The sequence below is a fragment of the Algibacter sp. L3A6 genome (assembly GCF_009796825.1).
In the GTDB taxonomy this organism is placed as follows: Bacteria; Bacteroidota; Bacteroidia; order Flavobacteriales; family Flavobacteriaceae; genus Algibacter.
In genome coordinates this window covers 3,242,514-3,261,349 of record NZ_CP047030.1, presented here as the reverse complement: position 1 = coordinate 3,261,349, position 18,836 = coordinate 3,242,514, and the positions used below count along the sequence as shown (strand labels likewise).

Here is an 18,836-nt window from a genome sequence, read left to right as displayed (position 1 = left end):
AAATGTCGCTTAATTCTTTAGATATAAAAACAGATGCCAGAATGGAACACGTGTTTAACGCCTATCCGGAATTTGTTAAAAGCAAAATATTACATCTAAGAGCTTTAATTCTAGACGTCGCTAACAACATTGAAAGTATAAACACACTTGAAGAAACCTTAAAATGGGGAGAGCCTAGTTATTTAGCAAAAAAAGGAAGCACCCTTAGAATAGATTGGAAACCTAAGAAACCAGACCAATACGCCATGTATTTTAAATGCACTAGCAAACTTGTAGAAACATTTAAAATTGTTTTTAAAGATCGTTTTGAGTTCGAAGGCCATCGCGCTATTGTTTTTCAACTTAATGATACCATACCCGAAACCGAGTTAAAACAATGTATTGCTGCGGCTTTAACCTATCACAACGTTAAGCAATTGCCGTTTTTAGGATTATAGCCTAACTAAAAATACGCACCAAAAGCTCCTTTAGTAAATCGCCTTGCGGCACAGCATTAGAACCCACACCTTTACTTTTTACATCAAACTCCCTTAGCGTAGCTACTACACCACTCACCTTTCTCATCGGGAAATTTCGAGCAGCCGTTATATAATCATTCACAAAATATGGATTAACACGAAGCGCAGATGCCACACTCCTTGGCGATTTATCACTTAAACCATGAAACGTAAGCAATTGTGAGAAAAACGCAAATAACAAGGATACTGTAACCACCATTGGGTTATCTTTTGGGTTATCACCAAAATAGTGTACAATTTTAAAAGCTTTAACGGTGTTACGCTCACCTACCGCTTTTCTTAACTCAAAATTATTATAATCTTTACTAATACCAATATTTTCCTCAACGTGCTCTGGAGTAATTTGAGTGCCTTGTGGTAAAATAATTTGAAGTTTTTCTAACTCATTATTTATTTTACTTAAATCTGTACCTAAAAATTCCACAAGCATTTGTGCTGCCTTTGGAGTTATCTCGTATTTTTTAGGCGCTAAAACACGACGAATCCAATCGGCAACCTGGTTATCGTAAAGTTTTTTACTCTCAAAAACAATCCCGTTTTTCTTAAGCGTTTTATAAAGCGCTTTACGCTTATCAATTTTTTTATACTTGTAATTAAAAACTAAAACTGTAGTTGGTTGTGGGTTTTCGGCGTATTTAGCCAATTTCTCAATACTTCGAGCTAAATCTTGCGCTTCCTTTACAATTACCACTTGGTGCTCTGCCATCATTGGGTAACGTTTAGCATGCCCAACAATATCATCTATAGTAACATCACGACCATACAATACCATTTGGTTAAAGCCACGTTCGGCTTCATCTAAAACAGAGCTTTCAATAAAATCAGAAATTTTATCAATATAGTAAGGCTCTTCACCCATTAAAAAGTAAATAGGCTTTAAGTTTTTGTTTTTTATATCGGTTACTATTTGTTTTACTTCGTCCAAATCTAGTATAAATTCCTATTTTATAAATTTCAAATTCCTAAAAACGATTGCAGTCTTTAAAACTTGATTATTTCCTTAACTTTGAAAAAATTTAAAATTTCAGTGTTACAAAAATTAAATTTTCCTGAGTTTTCATTTCGTTTCAAAAATAGCGAAAATAAAGTATCTATATTCGATTGCATTCGCAAAAAATTTGTGATTTTACAACCCGAAGAATGGGTAAGGCAACATTGTGTACTCTATTTAATGGAAGTTAAAAAATATCCAATTTCACTAATTAACGTCGAAAAAGAACTCACTATTAACGATTTAAAAAAACGATACGATATTGTTATTTTTAATCCCGACGGTAGTATTCATTTAATTGTAGAATGTAAAGCCCCAAAAATAAATATTAATCAAACCACGTTCGACCAGATTGCACGCTATAACACCGCGCTAAACGCCACGTATTTAATGGTTACTAACGGAATTAATCATTATTATTGCCAAATGGATTTCGAGAACGAGCGTTATCAGTTTTTAAAAGATATACCGGAGTATAATTCTCAGTAAGCAGTAATTTAATTATTCAGAATAAAACAAATAATCTTTTAATCATAAACAAACCATCTTTTGAAACTTGCCATTGTTATATTAAACTGGAACGGAACACAGCTTTTAAAGCAATTTTTGCCATCGGTAGTTGCGCATTCTACAGAAGCCGATATTTATGTGGCCGATAATGCCTCTACAGATAACTCCGTTACCTATATAAAAACTCATTTTCCTGATGTAAAAATAATTCAGAATCAAGAAAATGGTGGCTATGCCAAAGGTTATAACGATGCTTTACAACATATTGAAGCCGATGTGTTTTGTTTATTAAACAGCGATGTAGAAGTTACAGAAAATTGGTTACAACCTATAATAGAAACCTTTAATAAAAACCCAAAAACCGCCATACTTCAACCTAAAATATTAGACTTTAAAAACAAAGCTTTTTTTGAGTATGCCGGCGCTGCTGGTGGTTTTATAGACAAATATGGATACCCATATTGCAGAGGTCGCATTTTTGATACAATAGAAAAAGATAACGGACAATACAACGACACCATCGATATTTTTTGGGCAACTGGAGCTTGCCTATTTATAAAAAGTGATGTTTTTAAAGCACTCAATGGATTCGACGCTCACTTTTTTGCACACATGGAAGAAATAGACCTCTGCTGGCGTGCAAAAAACAAAGGCCACCAAATAAAATACGTAGGCACATCTACCGTTTACCACGTTGGTGGCGCTACACTAAATGCCATAAACCCTAAAAAAACCTATCTTAATTTTAGAAATAGCCTATTCATGGTAACTAAAAATGCCAAAGGCAATTTATTCACCATTATTTTTATTCGTTTAGTTTTAGATGGTATTGCAGCGGTTAAATTTCTATTCGAATTAAAACCCAAACATACATTTGCCATTTTAAAAGCACACTTTAATTATTACTACAATTTAAACCGGTTATTAAAACAGCGTAAGGCCACAAAAAATAAAATTATTTACTACAACAAAACATCTGTGGTTATCGATTATTTCGTAAATAAGAATATGTATTACAAAAGCTAAAAAGAATAAGTAAAAGTTTTGTTAATAACTCTGCTATCAACCTATTTTTATATACTTTTGTTAATTATAGAAAGAATATTTTTTAATCCAAAATTATAAAACAACTTATGAAAAAAGTTTTATTACTTAGTCTATCAGCCATGTTACTTTTAAGTTCATGTGTTACTAAAAAACAATTCACAGATCTTGAAGCAAAGCAAAAAGAAACTCAAGATTTACTTAATTCTGCAACCGTAAAATTAAACTCGTGTTTAGAAGATCGTGCCGCTGCAACTGCAAAAGCAACTGTATTAGAATCTCAAGTAAACGATTTACGTAAAAACAACGATAACCTTCAAATATTATCAGCAAAAGGAGCTAGTAGTATCGAAAAAACGTTAGAAAGCATCAAAGAAAAAGAGCTTAAAATTACACGTTTACAAGATGCCATGACTAAAAAAGACAGCATGACTTTAGCACTTGTAACAAGTTTAAAACGTGAAGTTGGTATTAACGATCCAGATATTGAAGTAAACGTAGAAAAAGGTGTGGTATTTATCTCTATTGCAGATAAATTATTATTCCAAAGCGGAAGCTACAATGTAACTACTAAAGCTAAAGAAGTATTAGCTAAGGTTGCAAAAGTAATTAACAGCAAACCAGATTTCGAAGCTATGATCGAAGGTCATACCGATAGCCAATCTTACCAAAAAGGTGTGCTTTTAGACAACTGGGATTTAAGTGTTAAACGTTCTACATCAATTATTCGTGTATTACAAGACTTAGGTGTTAATCCAGGACAGTTAATCGCTGCAGGACGTAGTTCTTATGTACCTTTAGTAGATAACAATACTGCAGAAAACAGAGCAAAAAACAGACGTACTCGTGTTGTTGTTCTTCCTAAAATTGATCAATTTTACGATATGATCGAAAAAGAAATGAAAAACTTAGAGGCTGCAGGAAAATAAGCAACCTAGTTTAAAATATTTAAAAGCCCGACTGTAAAGTTGGGCTTTTTTTATGTCCTTTTTTTTCTGGGCGTTACCCTATCGGGTCAGGCTTTACGCTACAATTCCTCGTTCGTGCCTCTCTGCGGGATTTTCACTGCAATCCTTAACGCAGGGCTCAGCACAAAGGTTTAGTCACTAAAGCAATGTTCTAGTAGCTTAATTATTGCATTTTTTTATGGGTTTTGATTTTGGTATTGTATTTTTACTTCTTAATAAGTAAGATTATACCTTAGTTGTAAGCGATTTGAGAAAAACCTATGAAAACACAAAAAGCATTAGATAAATTAATAAAATCTGACAAAGACCATAAAGTAATTTCTGCATTTGCAGGAGTAATCTATGAAAACTCTCTGAATATGCAGATTAATGTTATCGGAGCAATGCACACTTCTAAATGGTTAAAAAATAGAATAAAGCCTTTTTGGACAGAATATAATCACGGAACTAGAGAATGGATAGAAAAGTGTCTTAATAGGGCAATAGATTTTGATTCAGATGATTATGCTGTTTCTGCACTTTTGAATTGTAAAATTCATTCAGTTATTTTGAGTTTAAAAAAAATGAAAATGATTTTTATATCTTCTCGCTATTATGAAGATTTTAAAAATGGAAAAGTAAATGTTTTAACATTTGCTAAAAGTATTGATAAACATTCAAGTAAAGTTTTACCGAAGGTTGTCGAGTTTGGTTGGATCGATGGAACTGATGAGATTATAGATGTTTCTGTAATGCGAGCAATGATTTTTAACACTAAATATGAATTAAAAAACAAACAAGTTTACGGGAAAAACTACTCAACTAATTTTCGAAGAGCAACATTACCTTATGGAAATTTGAATCTAGAAAATTCAGAAGGATTTGAATTAAGAGAAGAATGGAATATTTTTAATGAACTTAACTCTGAAATCAAGAGTGAGTTAATATTAATTGAATAAAAAACGGCATACAACACAGTATATAAAAAATTGCTAGTTTTATCCTAAACCAAAGTTAGTTGCTAGTTTGCTAGCTTCTAATTTTCCTTCGAAAAATCCTCGCACACAAACACGCAACTATTCTTATACGAGACGTTGGCAAACATTAACCAATTACACTCTTGAAAAAAATAATGAAATGATAATATGAAGAGAATAACATTTAAAAACATTTTTGGAATTTTATTAACTGTTTTTATTCTTTATCAAGTCTATAAATTCACAAATGAATATTTGATAATCAAAAATTATCAATACGGAGAAAAATATAATTCCTTTCGTGCGAAAAATGGAATTCCTGTAATCAACGATGAAATGGAACCATTTAAAATGCCTGTTGATAATAATTGGGGAATGATATGGATAAACGAAAATCACACTAAAAAAGAAAAACCTCTAATTCACAGAATTAAAATTATAAATGCTTCAGAAAAAGATGGTTGGAAAAGTGAAAGTGACAGTTATCGTTATTTTATAAATGACACAACTAATTATATTTTAAGTATGGATTCGAAAAAACTAAATTCTAAAATTGACTATGAATATAAACTTATGAAAATTGACAGTCGAAAAAAAGAATTTAAAGATTATCGAGATCTTAAATACGAAAAATATTCTAAAAGAAAATTGAAAAAAGAAGAAGCTGATAGTATTAAGAATAAATGGAAAATAAAATAACAATTTGCCAACAACATTTATATTTAATTGCTTTGGCAAGTACTTATTTGGAAAATTCCTTCGAAATTTTATCGCGTTCGTTTTTGTTTACTAAATTAGTTGCTCAAACACGCAACTAACCATACACAATTCCGCTGCACGTCATTCATTAGCGTCCTGAATAAAGGCTACATAATTTTAAACATTATGTACAAAAATGACAAAGTAATTAGACGTTACAGCGAACCTTTTAAATTAAAAATCTTAGCCGAACTTACAACCGGAAAGCATACCAAGAGCGAACTTTGCAAGCTCTACTCTATTGCTCCTACAACGGTGAATGAATGGATTAAAAAGTACAATCGTAAAGACTTAATGAACACCAGGGTAAAAATGGAAACAAAAGACGAAATATCAAGAATTAAAGGGTTGCAAAAAGAAATTGAGCAACTTAAAAAACTACTGATTAAAAAGGATCTTGATGCTATGGTATTGGATTCATACCTTGAAGTAGCAGCCGAAGATCTTGGCTACAATTCGGTTGCCGATCTAAAAAAAAAGCTAAATATAAAGCCTTAAGCATAGCTAAAGAAAAATCTAAGGGATTTGCTTGCTTATCTACTATTTCTAGTTGTTTTGGATTAAAACGTGATGCTTATTATAAATATAAGCATAGAGCTGATAAACGTTTAAAACTAGAGCAACAAATAATAACTATTGTTAGAAAAAGACGTAAATCCCTTCCTAGAGAAGGTGTCCGCAAACTCGAAAAATCATTGAAAAACGATTTTATCAAAGCGAACTTAAAAGTTGGTAGAGATACTTTATTTAATACCCTTAGAAAACACCAAATGTTAACACTTAGAAAGAAAACCAGTGCTAGAACAACCAATTCGCATCACCGTTTTTATAAGTATAATAATATTATTAAAGATTTAAAGGTGACGAGAGCTAATCAAGTTTGGGTGAGTGATATAACTTACATTAGAACCGTAAAAGGTTTTTGCTACCTAGCTTTAATTACGGATATGTATTCTCGTAAAATCGTGGGTTATGACCTGAGTGATAGCTTAGAATTAAAAGGATGTGTAAGAGCGCTTAATAAGGCTATTTATCAAGCCAAAAATATCAATGGCCTTATTCATCACTCCGATAGAGGAATACAATATTGTAGTAATGTATACACTCAAATACTTAAAAAAAAGCATATAAATATTAGTATGACTGAAGAAAATCACTGTTACGAAAATGCTATAGCAGAACGTGTAAACGGCATCTTAAAAGATGAGTTTTATCTCGACCAAACCTTTGATAACGTCACTCATGCAAAGAGAGCTGCAAAAAATGCAATTAATTTATACAACGAAATAAGATTACACTTATCTTTAGATTATAAAACACCTAATATGGTATATCAATTATCAGCTTAAAATCAATTTTAACCTGTAGCCATATTTCAGGACAAGACAAACTAAAACGGACGATTACATAGAAATTCAAAAGCGTAATCTGAAATTACTTAAAGATGACGATTTTGATGCAGACTACTATTTACAAACATTTTACGAATTCTCTATAAACAAATTAAATTTCGAACTTAATAATGAGTTTGGAGCATTTAATAGCGTAATTGAAAATTGGTCAAAAAGAGATAATCCTAGCCCAATTGTTTATGATGAAACAACTGATGAACTAATTGGAACATTAAATCATTATGACAAGCCAGATTTTGAAAATTTTGACACTTACAAAGTAATTGGAAAAATAGTTGGCTTTGAGTTTTTTACAGATGGAAATGATACAATTCTTTTCTATAATGAATTAGACAAAATTCTAAGTTTAAACTCATATTCGTGAGAAAAACTATGGCTAACAATGTATATAAAAAATAGCGCAAGGCATTGCTAAAACTAAAGTTTGGGCATTTTTGGAAAGTCGCCAAATTTTCAAATTTGACGATTTCCAATAAAAAGATAAATAGTAAAATTTAAAAATTCGGCTTGTGTTGAACCGAAGAATTATCGCTTATTTTCAGCGCTACTTTTCATATACGAGACGTTGGCAGTAATATAAAAAAACGTGAAAGACAATAACTTAACAGAAATAGACATTAATTATAACTTGATATTTTCGACAGATATAGAACCACAATTCTATGACTCTAAAAATCAAGAATTGATATATTACTGGACAGATAAGAAAAGAGTTTATTGGAAAGAAAGAATTATAAAAAATGCAGACATTGAATCCTTTATTGTTTATAATCGGTTGTTTGCCAAAGATAAAAATCGTTGCTATTTACAAGGAACGTCTATTCAAAATTCAAATCCGAAAAAATTTACTTCTCTAAATAATTGCTATGCGAAAGATGAAAACTATGTTTGGACAACTGGAGGAATAATTAAAAATATAGATTCGGAAACTTTTGAAGTTTGCGATGATGGAATACAAAAACCTATCTCAATAATAAAGAAAGAATTTAAAGATAACAGTTTTAAGACAGTAAAATTAAAAATACCTTATGGCTATGCGAAAGACAAAGACAATGTCTATTATGAAAATTACCAAGGCAAAACTAAAGTCTTGAAAAAAGCAAACTCTGAAACTTTTCGCTCTCTGAATAATGGATATTATGGATTAGACAATAGTTTTGTTTTTTACGGTCAAAATATAATACAAAAAGCAAATCCAAAAACTTGGAAACTAATTGATTTTGAAAATAACAAATGGTTTTCAAAAGACGAAAAATCAGTTTTCTATACAAATAAAATAATAAAAGGTGCTGATGTTGAAACATTTGAATTATATAAAGCAAAAGGCAAAGGGGGATATGTAGAGTATTTTGGTAAAGACAAAAATAATTTTTACAACAATACTGAAACCATTGATTTAAGTGAAATCGAATTGCTTGTGAATGAATGAACTGAAACAAATACTACTGCCAACAAAGTACTGTGCTAAAAAACAAGTAAAATCTTATTAATTTTTCACTAGCGTACTTTTATATTCCTTGTCAAATATTAAACCCGATTTTGCAATAGCAAAAGCTTGTTTTAGTAGCTTATTACATACCGCTATTAATGCTAATTTTTTACTCTTTCCTTTTGCTACTAATCGTTCATAAATATCCCTGCATGCTTTGTTGTATTTACAAGCTGTAAAACTGCACATAAATAATAAATTCCTGAGTTTTTGATTGCCCATTTTACTAATGCGTGGTCGTCCTTTTATACTACTTCCACTTTGCCTAATCACTGGAGTTAATCCTGCGTAACTACATAATTCTGCTGCACTCGAAAAGCGTTCAAAACCACCTGTTAAAACGATTAACATAATAGATGTTTTTTTTCCGATTCCTGGTATGGTTTTTATTCGAGTAAATAAATCTTTATGAGCCTCTTTTACTAAAACTAGCAATAACTCTTCTAAGCTGGACATCTCTTTATCTAAATGTTTTAAACTACGTTTTAAGGATCTTACAATGGCTTTACTTGGTTCCCCTAAAACAGATTCACCATGAAGTTTATTCTTTATCATTGTACGCTGTTTTGTGTACACAGAAAGGGTTCTGGTAATTTGAAGACACTCCTGTACTTCCTTGGAACTACCTTTCCAAAGCTTTAACTCTACTTGCTCAGCATAAGAACATATAAGTTTTGAATCACTCTTATCGGTCTTAATCTTGGATAGCCTCATCTGGATAAATCGTTTTACAGACAATGGGTTTTCTACTGAAACATTTAGACCTTCTTCAAACAAATAATAAGCCAACTGATAATGATAGTAACCTGTAGCTTCCATCACACAATGACTCTCAGAATTTAAAAGTTTTCTAAATGCTTTAAAGCCTGAAACCTTGTTTTTAAACTGATAATAATTACCATCTGAATCTGTGACATCAAAAACTAAATAACTAATGTCAATACCAAAATATTTAATATCTTTATTCATAACAAATTATTTTTTTGAAAGGACATACTACGCGAGTTTCAACGACTTAAAATCGAGGTCTTAAAGCCTCACAGAACTGTTCGAAATCTGTGTAGAAAAGAGAGGGGATTTACAATGTTGACGAGATCTGTAGTCTCTCCGTGTATATTAACCTTATTCCTCTCTTTTGTGCTTTCTATTTTATATGTTTAAATTAGTCTTTTTTATTTAAATGCTAACTTAAGACGTGTATAATTCATTGCTAGTTATAGCCTACTTACGAAAGTCCTCGCGGACTTTGAAGTGCACCCAAATGTTTAGACAAATTTATAATTAATTTTGATAATAATTAGCTCGATATTCAATCGGGCTCATTCCATTTAAATTTTGTTTAATTCTCTCATTATTATAATATTTTATATAGACTTTAATCTCTTTTTTTAACTGAGATATCGACTTATATTTATTTATATAAAACAATTCAGATTTTAGAATACCGAAGAAATTTTCTATCACAGCGTTATCTAAACAATTTCCTTTACGAGACATACTCTGAGTAATTCCTTTTTCTGTTAATAATCTTCGATACTGTTTCATTTGATACTGCCATCCTTGATCTGAATGTAATATTAAATTTGTTTGATCTGGTATTTTCTTAAAAGACTTTTTCAGCATAATAGCTACTTGTTTAAAATCAGGTTTTTCAGATAATTGATAACTTATTATTTCTCTATTAAAGAGATCAATTATTGGAGATAGATATAGTTTTTTTCCTAAAACTTTAAATTCTGTAATATCTGTAGCCCATTTTTTATTTGGCCTAATAGCTTTAAAATTTCGTTGTAATATATTAGGAGCTGTTTCTCCTATTCGCCCTTTATAAGACTTGTATCTTTTAGCTCTGACTAAACTTTTTAAACCTAATTCACGCATCAACTTGAGTACTGTTTTATGATTTATTAGAGTGCCTATTTTGTTGATTTCTAAAGAGATTCTTCTATAGCCATATCTTCCTTTGTGACGATGATATATTTGATGAATCAATAGTTTTATCACTTTATATTTATCAACTAAAAGACTTCTTTTATGATGATAATAATAACTACTTCTTGCCATGTTCGTATGATATAATAAAATATCTAAATCATACTTATGCCTTAATTCTGTTATGGCTTTTGCTTTTTGTTTTGCTCTTGTTGAATTAAGGCCTGTAACTTTTTTAGCAAGTCCAGTTCTGCACGTAATGATTCATTTTCTAATAAAAGTTCCTCTTCTCTTGTTAAAGGTTTATTAGACTTTTTTTTAGCTCTCTTAAATTGCATAGATTTTGGTTTACCTCTAGGTTTAATGTTTAAGCCTACAATACCCTCTTTTGTATAATTACGTTGCCACTTCATAATTACAGATTTAGTAGGAATATTAAATTCTAAACAAGCTTGACTGAAAGATAATGAATCTTTGTCAATAGCTTTTAAAACTTTAAGTTTAAAAGGAATGCTATACACTTTGGTTTTTCTTGGTAATAGTGCTTTTTTACCATATTTTTCATAAAATCGAATCCAATCATGAAGGGTTGTATGATGACAACCATATAACTTAGACACATCTTCAACTGTTTGGTGATTTTTTAAAACTTGCTTTACACATCGAAGTTTAAATGCGTAATCATACTTGACTTTTCTTCCCATAATAATACCCTCAAATAGTGTCTAACTTTTTGGGAGCAGTTCACTTTCTATCTGTGATTTATTTGCTAAATTAGTTGCTGAAACACGCCAATAATCTTATACATCAACGTAAGCAAGCTAAAAAACATCTGTAATCAAAAGAAAAAAATAGTCAATAAAGTATGAAATCTATCAGCGAATTAATAAATGACATTTTTAAAAATGGAAAAGTCTTTAGATTACATAAGAAAAAATCTTTCAGAAATGACTTTGTGTAATATAAATTTTCTCTGAATAATTTCCAAATTGACACTCTTGTGTTTAACAGAAAACCTACCTATTAAGAATAAGGCTGAGTTTATCTTATAATTTTAAATATGAATAAAATACTAATACTACTAATTTTAGTTACCTCAATTGGTAACGCACAAAGAACTAAAATAGACAAGAACATAACAATAGATTTAGAAGAATTGAACTTAAAAGGTAATGTAAAACGAGTAACGATATATGAGAAGACATTGGATGTCGATACTACTGCAATAATTTCTGAAGAAAAAGAATTTAATGATAACGGATTTTTATTAGTAAAAAAAAACTATCGTCGTGGTAAATTGAATACTACCTACAAATACACCTATAAAGATGGTAAAGTAGAAAGCTTAATTGAAACCCAATTACCACCTTACGGATATACCACCATTAAAAAGTATGTTTATAAAGATAACTTAATAGAGATGAAAGCTTATGAAGATGATAAGCTGTCAGAATCTTTTACACAAAAAATGGATAAAAACAACAACATTGTATATTCAAAACACGACAACTACACCTTCAAATCGTATTGTGAACATTTTTACGAATACGACAATAACAATAATGTTACGCGCCTAAAAAGAGAATGTTATAAAGAAAAAGTAAAAAACGATAGTTATACCGTTGATTATACATATAAAGATAATTTGCTAGTAAAAACACATCAATTTAATAGTGCTATATACGATGGAAAACCAACTACAGAAATTTACACCTATGATAAATTAAATAATTGTACTGAATTAAGTAAATATATTAATAATGTATTCGAAAATAAAGAAACTAAAGTTTACAAAAATAATTTATTAATAGAACACCATTTTTTTGATAAAGATGGCGTTAAAATAACAGTTGTAAACTACAAATATGATAAGAATAAAAATGTTAGTAGTGAAGCCATTCATAATATTAAATATAAAGAAACTACGATTAAAACGTATCTAGTAGAAGAGTACTGATGGAGAAAGCCACTAGAAATATATCAATGAATTTAGTAAACAGGTAAACAAATCAAATTATACATTAATCACTAAAGACAATTTATATATTGCAACAGGAAATAAAATCTATATTACTATGGAGTTTAAATTTCAAAAAGTTGTAATAGAGAATGTTCTTGCTGTAGAATTTACCGTTATCATAGGTGATTATAAAAAAGCATTGGAAGATGGTATTTTAAATCCTGTTTCAGAAGAAAAAATCATTATACTTGAAAACGATTTCTACAATACCTATTCTGAAGATCCTGTATATACTATTAATATAGATACCATAAAAAAAGCTTAAACCTTTTATTGGGCTTAACTCACGTATCTACAAAAATTCAGAATACACTTTTTTTCAACAAATAGGTAATCACGATCTTATTTTAAAAGACCCTTTACCTATACAAGTTATTAGAGGTAAAGCAGAAATTACTCAAGTTATAGAACAACTAAAACAAATTAACTTGCCTAATGGTTGGCTAATACAAAAATCTAAAGGCATAGGTAAAAAGAGTAATATTGAAATATATAAGAATTTAATAATAATCACAGTTATTATAACGATACTAATTAACACTATCATAGCTATTGGTAGATTATTCTAAAAATTTACAAAAAATTAAACTAGAATTGCACTAATTATATAAAACAGCCCCATTTATGCTACACAAAATTTTACTATTAAGTTTCTTTTTAACGCTCTTTAATTCCAGTGAAGACAAAGGACTAAAGGCATATTACTATCCAATAGAGAAAGAGAAAACAGTTAGGGTTTATAAGTTTATTGAAAAAGATAATCCAGACTATGCTGAATATTTAAAAATTACAATTGACCCAGAAACAAATACAGTTTTAACAGAGGAATATTTAAATAATTTATGGCATTTTAATAGTCGTTTAGAAAAACTTAATAAAACTGGAATAGAAATTATACAATACAAAGATTTTTGGAGAAAAAGTAACGGAGACACATTAACCGTAGAAGCTAAAATAATAGATAAAGAAGCTTTTAGGTGGGACGATAAAGAAAACGTTTACGAGTATTCTTTAAACTACACCGATCCTAGAAAAGGGCCTTTAAACCTAGAAAAATCTAGAATTCTACATAGCTTTAAAACCATTACAATAAATAATAGAACATATAAAACCGCCATGTTTCTTGATCAGTATACAGAAGAAAATTCAAGTTATCAAAGTTCTGGCTTTTACCAGCACGTATATTATGCTGAAGGTTTGGGCATCGTTAAATATGATACACATAAATTAAAAACTTCCTTAGAAATGGAATTAAATGAGATATTAACTAAAGAAGAGTTTAATAAACTACTTGGTAAAAAACTTAAATAAAATGATAGTAGATTACAGAGAAAACATAACCAAGGAAAAAGCTATTAAAGACATCATTTCTAAATTAACAGAAACGTACCAGTTTAAAAAAAAAGTATCAATTAAAAAATATCCAAACTCCCCTTACCTTCACGAACAATTATAGGTTCACCATCAGAAAGATCAATAACTGTAGAAGCCTCGTTATCACCATAACCACCATCGATTACTAAATCGACTAAGTTATCCCATTTTTCCAGAATTAATTCTGGATCTGTTGTATATTCCAAAACCGCATCTTCATCATGTATAGATGTCGATATAATCGGGTTTCCTAGAAGCTTCACAATATCGAGCGCAATAGCATTATCTGGCACACGAATACCAACTGTTTTTCGCTTTTTAAACGGGTTTGGTAAGTTTTTAGAACCTGGTAAAATAAATGTATAAGGCCCAGGAAGCGCACGTTTAAGTATTTTAAAAACAGACGTATCAATTTGCTTTACGTAATCACTAATATTACTTAAATCGTGACAAACAAACGAAAAATTAGCTTTTTCGAGCTTAACACCTTTAATACGTGCAATTTTCTCTAAAGCTTTAACGTTAGTAATATCACAACCTAAACCATAAACAGTATCGGTTGGGTAGATTATGAGTCCGCCGCGTTTCAAAATAGCGACTACTTTTTCAATCTGTTTTGGATTTGGGTTCTCCTCATAAATTCTTAAAAATTCAGCCATAATAACTATCTTGCGTTACATTATTTAACGCTACAAAGTAAATATTATTTTTAACATATAATGAAGTAGTTTAAAATACTTCAATTAAAGCTTTTACAAAAAACATTATTTATATGAAATTTCTTAAAATTTTATCCATAAATCTCTTGGCGGTAATAACTATTTTAAGCTGCTCAGAAAAAATAGAACCTATTGCTACAGCGGATATCTTAGACACGACTTTGGAGTACGAAGAGTTGGATATAGTATATGGTGATGATGAGAATCAAACTTTTGATTTATACCTGCCTGCCGATAGAATCGCAGATACTAAAATTATAATACTAATACATGGTGGTGGTTGGTCTGCTGGTGATAAAGCAGAAATGGATCCGTTAAAAACACTTTTAATTCAAGACTTTCCAGATGTAGCCATAGTGAATATGAACTACCGTTTAGCAGATAGCAATAACAAGCCTTACCCAATGCAAACTAATGATATTAACACGGTAATTAGATATTTAAAAACGAACCAAATAAAGCTTTCTATTTCCGATCAGCTTGGGTTTATTGGTGCAAGCGCTGGTGGGCATTTAGCCTTATTATGGGCTTATAGTTTTGATACCTTACAAAAAACAAATATGGTTTGTAGTATTGTTGGTCCAACAAATTTAACCGATCCTAATTTTGCTTTAGCAGCAGAAGAAAGCAGTGAATTAGATGCTTTTTTAACCTTGTTTGGAGAAGATCCTACCGTAGAATACTTAGAAGAAGCAAGCCCATTACTCCAAGTAACAGCTAATGCACCTGCAACTATTTTGTTTTATGGCGGACAAGACCCATTGATACCAATAAGCCAAGGAGCAGATTTAAACGAGAAACTATCTAAACTTAACGTTACCCACGAGTACACCCTTTATCCCGAAGCTGGACACGGCTGGACCGGAATAGAATTTATAGATACGTGGACCAAAATAAAAGCATTTACCATAGATAACTTATAAACTAAAAAAGGCTAAAATTCAAAATTTGAATTTTAGCCTTTTTTTTTATACTATACTTATTTTATTAACGCATGCCACCACCTGGAGGGCCACCTTGTCCGCCGCCACGAGACATTCCGGAATCACTATTATTATTCGATTCTGGTTCTGCAATCAATTCCGATTTAACTTTTGCTTGATATTTAAGCCATTTTGCATATTGCTTTTCGCTTAAAATAGATTCCAAATGCGTGTTAAGTTTTCCTTCGGCAACTTTAACTTCTTTTTTAGCAAGATCAATTTTTTGTTTAATCAATTCACGTGAAGCTTTCATTGGGCTATCACTATCATCCCCTCGATCCATACTGCTATTACCACCCGTCTGGCTGTTTTGACGACTAGACTGCATCGCTTTCATTTGTGTATTTACATATACGTTTAACGTATCAAAATTATCTTTGTTTAAAAGTGTAATTTCGTTAACACGAATATTATACTTCTCGATTGCTTTACGCACCTTTAAGATTAGATCTTTATGTTTTTTCTTAATTTTAATCTTCTTAATAGCAGCTTCATCATCATAATTAAAAATACCTGCTACTTTAGCCGCATTAAACTCTACCATTTTTGGGCGTTCTTGGCTACTGCTCATGCTTCTACCACCACCTGGAGGGCCACCTTGTCCGCCACCACCTGGTTGGGCATAAATAAAACTAAAGCTTAACATGCATACTAATACTAAAAGAATTCTCATATCTATTTATTTTTCTATTGTTTTAACTTTAGATGCTAAATAACAAAATAACATTCGCTGTTAGGAAAATTTTAACGAATTATAAACATAAAAAAGCCTTTTAAGAAGACTTAAAAGGCTTTTTTAAATTGTTTAAATAAACGCTTAACCGATAACATCTAGTTTAGCAAAACGTAGTAATAATTTTTTAGTACCTCCATGCTGAAAACTAATTTCAGCTTTAATATCGGCACCTGTTCCTTCTATTTTTTTGACTTCACCTGTACCAAAACGAATATGTTTTACAATATTACCAACAGCCAATTTACTATCAAATAAATTAGTATCGTTGGTCGTTTTAGCCATAGGTTTTAAGTTTTTAGGTGTAGTAACTTGGAATTTATCAGAAGTACCCTTTGTTGGCCCTCCTTTTTTAAGCACCGCTTGTTTTGCAGGTTTAAATCTAATTTTCCCAGCACTTGTAGGTTTGTTTTCTGAAACATCACCAAATATTTTAGAATCTAACATAGGGTTAAACCTACGCTCTTCTATTGGTGTTACTATATCGAGATATTTTTCGTCTATTTCTTCTATAAATCGACTCGGGTCAGAATCTACCAATTTACCCCAACGGTAACGAGACAAAGCATAAGTTAAATACGCTTGTTTTTCGGCACGCGTTAAGGCTACGTAAAACAAACGACGTTCTTCCTCGAGTTCGCTACGCGTATTCATACTCATGGCACTCGGGAATAAATCTTCCTCTAAACCAACAATAAAAACATGCTGAAACTCTAAACCTTTCGCTAAGTGAATCGTCATTAATGCAACGTGATCGGCATCTCCTTTATCATTGTCCATATCTGTAGATAAGGCTACATCTTCTAGAAACTCGGCTAAATTACCTGTGGTGTCGGCTATTTCTTTTTGGCCTTCGACGAAATCCTTCATACCATTTATAAGTTCCTCTATATTTTCAATTTTAACAACACCTTCTGGTGTGTTATCCTTTTTATATTCGGTAATAATACCTGCTGTTCGTGTTACGTATTCTGCTAACTCAAAAACATCGGCCGTTTGGTTTAATACCTGAAACGTTTCAATTAAAGTAACAAAGTTCTTAAGCTTGGTTTTGGTTCCTGCATTGATTTTAACATCAGTTTTATCGATGTTTTTCATCACCTCAAAAATAGAGCGTTTGTAGCCATTGGCCGAAACAATCAATTTATCCACAGTAGTTTGGCCTATACCACGACCAGGGAAATTTATAATTCGTTTTAAAGCTTCCTCATCGGCAGGGTTAATAATTAACCTTAAATAAGCTAAGACATCTTTAATCTCTTTCCTTTGGTAAAAAGATAGACCACCATAAATTCTATAAGGAATATCACGCTTTCTTAAAGCATCCTCAATAGAACGCGATTGGGCATTGGTACGGTATAGAATAGCAAAATCACTATTAGGCAACTGGTCGTTCATTTTAGTTTCCCAAATGGTACTTGCTACATAACGCCCTTCATCACCATCGGTTAACGATCGGTTTACTTTTATTAAAGGCCCCTCATCATTGGCTGTCCAAACTACTTTATCTAGTTTGGTTTCATTTTTATCTATAATAGAGTTTGCAGCGTTTACAATGTTTTTAGTAGATCTGTAATTTTGCTCTAATCTAAACTCCTTAACATCATCATAATCATTCTGGAAGTTTAAAATGTTACTAATATTTGCACCACGGAAGGCATAAATACTCTGCGCATCATCCCCAACCACACAAATATTTTGAAACTTATCAGATAAAGCTCTCACAATTAAATACTGCGAATGGTTAGTATCCTGATACTCATCAACCAAAATATATCTAAATCGGTTTTGATATTTTGCTAACACTTCTGGAAAACGGGTTAAAAGCTCGTTGGTTTTCAATAGTAAATCATCAAAATCCATGGCACCAGCTTTAAAACAGCGATCTACAAACTCCTTGTAAATATCTCCCATTCTTGGTCGGCGTGCCATAGCATCGGCTTCTTTCAATTCTGGATTCTGAAAATATGCGCGAACAGTAATTAAACTGTTTTTGTAAGATGAAATTCTAGAACGTACTTGTTTGTACTTATAAAGGTCTTTATCTAGACCCATTTCTCTAATAATAGAAGAAATTAATCTATCGGAATCTTGAGTATCATAAATAGTGAAATTGGACGGATAGCCTAATTTATCGGCTTCTATACGTAGAATTTTAGCAAAAACCGAGTGAAAGGTTCCCATCCATAGGTTTTTCGCTTCGCTATTTCCTACAATAGTAGCAATACGTTCTTTCATTTCCTTTGCCGCTTTATTGGTAAAGGTTAACGACAAAATATTAAACGCATCAATTCCCTGACTCATTAAATACGCTATACGAAAAGTAAGCACACGTGTTTTTCCTGAACCTGCGCCAGCAATAACTATCATAGGGCCATCCTTTTGTATGGTTGGCGCTAATTGGGCTTCGTTTAACTTACCCAATTGC

Annotated in this window: 20 protein-coding genes; 13 read left to right on the top strand and 7 right to left on the bottom strand. The window is 31.1% G+C overall.

Going from position 1 to position 18,836, the window contains the following annotated elements; genetic code table 11:
* Window positions 1–2: 2 nt before the first annotated feature.
* On the top strand, window positions 3–437 hold the full coding sequence (locus tag GQR98_RS13520) for a DUF1801 domain-containing protein (RefSeq protein ID WP_159019958.1): 435 nt from the start codon (window positions 3–5) through the stop codon (window positions 435–437).
* A 1-nt stretch (window position 438) separates the two neighbouring features.
* On the opposite strand, the gene holA is transcribed toward GQR98_RS13520, so the two are convergent.
* Complete coding sequence (holA, locus tag GQR98_RS13515; protein WP_042501653.1) at window positions 439–1,443, bottom strand: DNA polymerase III subunit delta; 1,005 nt, start codon at window positions 1,441–1,443, stop codon at window positions 439–441.
* Between the two features lie 102 nt (window positions 1,444–1,545).
* On the opposite strand from holA, the gene GQR98_RS13510 reads away from it, so the two are divergent.
* The 8 genes from GQR98_RS13510 (at window position 1,546) to GQR98_RS13475 (ending at window position 8,587) form a co-directional block, all read left to right on the top strand.
* Complete coding sequence (locus GQR98_RS13510; protein WP_159021167.1) at window positions 1,546–1,998, top strand: type I restriction enzyme HsdR N-terminal domain-containing protein; 453 nt, start codon at window positions 1,546–1,548, stop codon at window positions 1,996–1,998.
* 60 nt (window positions 1,999–2,058) lie between these two features.
* The gene (locus GQR98_RS13505) at window positions 2,059–3,045 is read left to right on the top strand and encodes a glycosyltransferase family 2 protein (protein WP_159019957.1); all 987 of its coding nucleotides are present in this window, start codon (window positions 2,059–2,061) and stop codon (window positions 3,043–3,045) included.
* A 107-nt stretch (window positions 3,046–3,152) separates the two neighbouring features.
* Complete coding sequence (locus GQR98_RS13500; protein ID WP_159019956.1) at window positions 3,153–3,992, top strand: flagellar motor protein MotB; 840 nt, start codon at window positions 3,153–3,155, stop codon at window positions 3,990–3,992.
* A gap of 299 nt (window positions 3,993–4,291) precedes the next feature.
* Complete coding sequence (locus tag GQR98_RS13495) at window positions 4,292–4,969, top strand: hypothetical protein (RefSeq protein WP_159019955.1); 678 nt, start codon at window positions 4,292–4,294, stop codon at window positions 4,967–4,969.
* 186 nt (window positions 4,970–5,155) lie between these two features.
* The gene (locus GQR98_RS13490; protein WP_159019954.1) at window positions 5,156–5,686 is read left to right on the top strand and encodes a hypothetical protein; all 531 of its coding nucleotides are present in this window, start codon (window positions 5,156–5,158) and stop codon (window positions 5,684–5,686) included.
* A 186-nt stretch (window positions 5,687–5,872) separates the two neighbouring features.
* Window positions 5,873–6,244, top strand: a complete 372-nt coding sequence (locus GQR98_RS13485; protein ID WP_159019953.1) for a transposase — start codon at window positions 5,873–5,875, stop codon at window positions 6,242–6,244.
* A gap of 2 nt (window positions 6,245–6,246) precedes the next feature.
* Entirely contained in the window at window positions 6,247–7,095 is an 849-nt protein-coding gene (locus GQR98_RS13480) for an IS3 family transposase (RefSeq protein WP_159021063.1), read from the top strand.
* 649 nt (window positions 7,096–7,744) lie between these two features.
* Window positions 7,745–8,587, top strand: a complete 843-nt coding sequence (locus GQR98_RS13475) for a DKNYY domain-containing protein (RefSeq protein ID WP_159019952.1) — start codon at window positions 7,745–7,747, stop codon at window positions 8,585–8,587.
* 57 nt (window positions 8,588–8,644) lie between these two features.
* Here GQR98_RS13475 and GQR98_RS13470 read toward each other — a convergent pair whose 3' ends face one another.
* The 3 genes from GQR98_RS13470 to GQR98_RS13460 all read right to left on the bottom strand — a co-directional run bounded on the left by GQR98_RS13470 (window position 8,645) and on the right by GQR98_RS13460 (window position 11,283).
* Window positions 8,645–9,616 carry an IS110 family transposase gene (locus GQR98_RS13470; RefSeq protein ID WP_159019951.1) on the bottom strand — a complete coding sequence of 324 codons (972 nt, stop codon included), beginning with the start codon at window positions 9,614–9,616 and terminating at the stop codon, window positions 8,645–8,647.
* Window positions 9,617–9,928: 312 nt separating this feature from the next.
* On the bottom strand, window positions 9,929–10,765 hold the full coding sequence (locus GQR98_RS13465; RefSeq protein WP_233268102.1) for an IS3 family transposase: 837 nt from the start codon (window positions 10,763–10,765) through the stop codon (window positions 9,929–9,931).
* Window positions 10,762–11,283: a helix-turn-helix domain-containing protein gene (locus GQR98_RS13460; protein ID WP_159018046.1), complete on the bottom strand. Its 522-nt coding sequence runs from the start codon at window positions 11,281–11,283 to the stop codon at window positions 10,762–10,764. The genes GQR98_RS13465 and GQR98_RS13460 overlap by 4 nt, the downstream gene beginning before the upstream one ends.
* Before the next feature lie 356 nt (window positions 11,284–11,639).
* Here GQR98_RS13460 and GQR98_RS13455 point away from each other — a divergent pair, with 356 nt between their 5' ends.
* From GQR98_RS13455 to GQR98_RS13445, 3 genes are all read left to right on the top strand, one after another.
* Window positions 11,640–12,536, top strand: coding sequence for a hypothetical protein (locus GQR98_RS13455; protein ID WP_159019950.1), 897 nt, complete (start codon window positions 11,640–11,642; stop codon window positions 12,534–12,536).
* Window positions 12,537–12,654: 118 nt separating this feature from the next.
* On the top strand, window positions 12,655–12,864 hold the full coding sequence (locus GQR98_RS13450; protein WP_159019949.1) for a hypothetical protein: 210 nt from the start codon (window positions 12,655–12,657) through the stop codon (window positions 12,862–12,864).
* Window positions 12,865–13,223: 359 nt separating this feature from the next.
* The gene (locus tag GQR98_RS13445; RefSeq protein WP_159019948.1) at window positions 13,224–13,910 is read left to right on the top strand and encodes a hypothetical protein; all 687 of its coding nucleotides are present in this window, start codon (window positions 13,224–13,226) and stop codon (window positions 13,908–13,910) included.
* A gap of 101 nt (window positions 13,911–14,011) precedes the next feature.
* On the opposite strand, the gene GQR98_RS13440 is transcribed toward GQR98_RS13445, so the two are convergent.
* On the bottom strand, window positions 14,012–14,632 hold the full coding sequence (locus GQR98_RS13440) for an L-threonylcarbamoyladenylate synthase (protein WP_159019947.1): 621 nt from the start codon (window positions 14,630–14,632) through the stop codon (window positions 14,012–14,014).
* Window positions 14,633–14,745: 113 nt separating this feature from the next.
* Here GQR98_RS13440 and GQR98_RS13435 point away from each other — a divergent pair, with 113 nt between their 5' ends.
* Window positions 14,746–15,615, top strand: coding sequence for an alpha/beta hydrolase (locus GQR98_RS13435; RefSeq protein ID WP_159019946.1), 870 nt, complete (start codon window positions 14,746–14,748; stop codon window positions 15,613–15,615).
* A gap of 64 nt (window positions 15,616–15,679) precedes the next feature.
* On the opposite strand, the gene GQR98_RS13430 is transcribed toward GQR98_RS13435, so the two are convergent.
* Both GQR98_RS13430 and GQR98_RS13425 read right to left on the bottom strand, forming a co-directional pair.
* A complete protein-coding gene (locus tag GQR98_RS13430; protein ID WP_159019945.1) occupies window positions 15,680–16,348 on the bottom strand; it encodes a hypothetical protein in 669 nt (222 codons plus the stop codon).
* 144 nt (window positions 16,349–16,492) lie between these two features.
* Window positions 16,493–18,778, bottom strand: a complete 2,286-nt coding sequence (locus tag GQR98_RS13425) for an ATP-dependent helicase (protein ID WP_410488910.1) — start codon at window positions 18,776–18,778, stop codon at window positions 16,493–16,495.
* Between the last annotated feature and the right edge of the window lie 58 nt (window positions 18,779–18,836).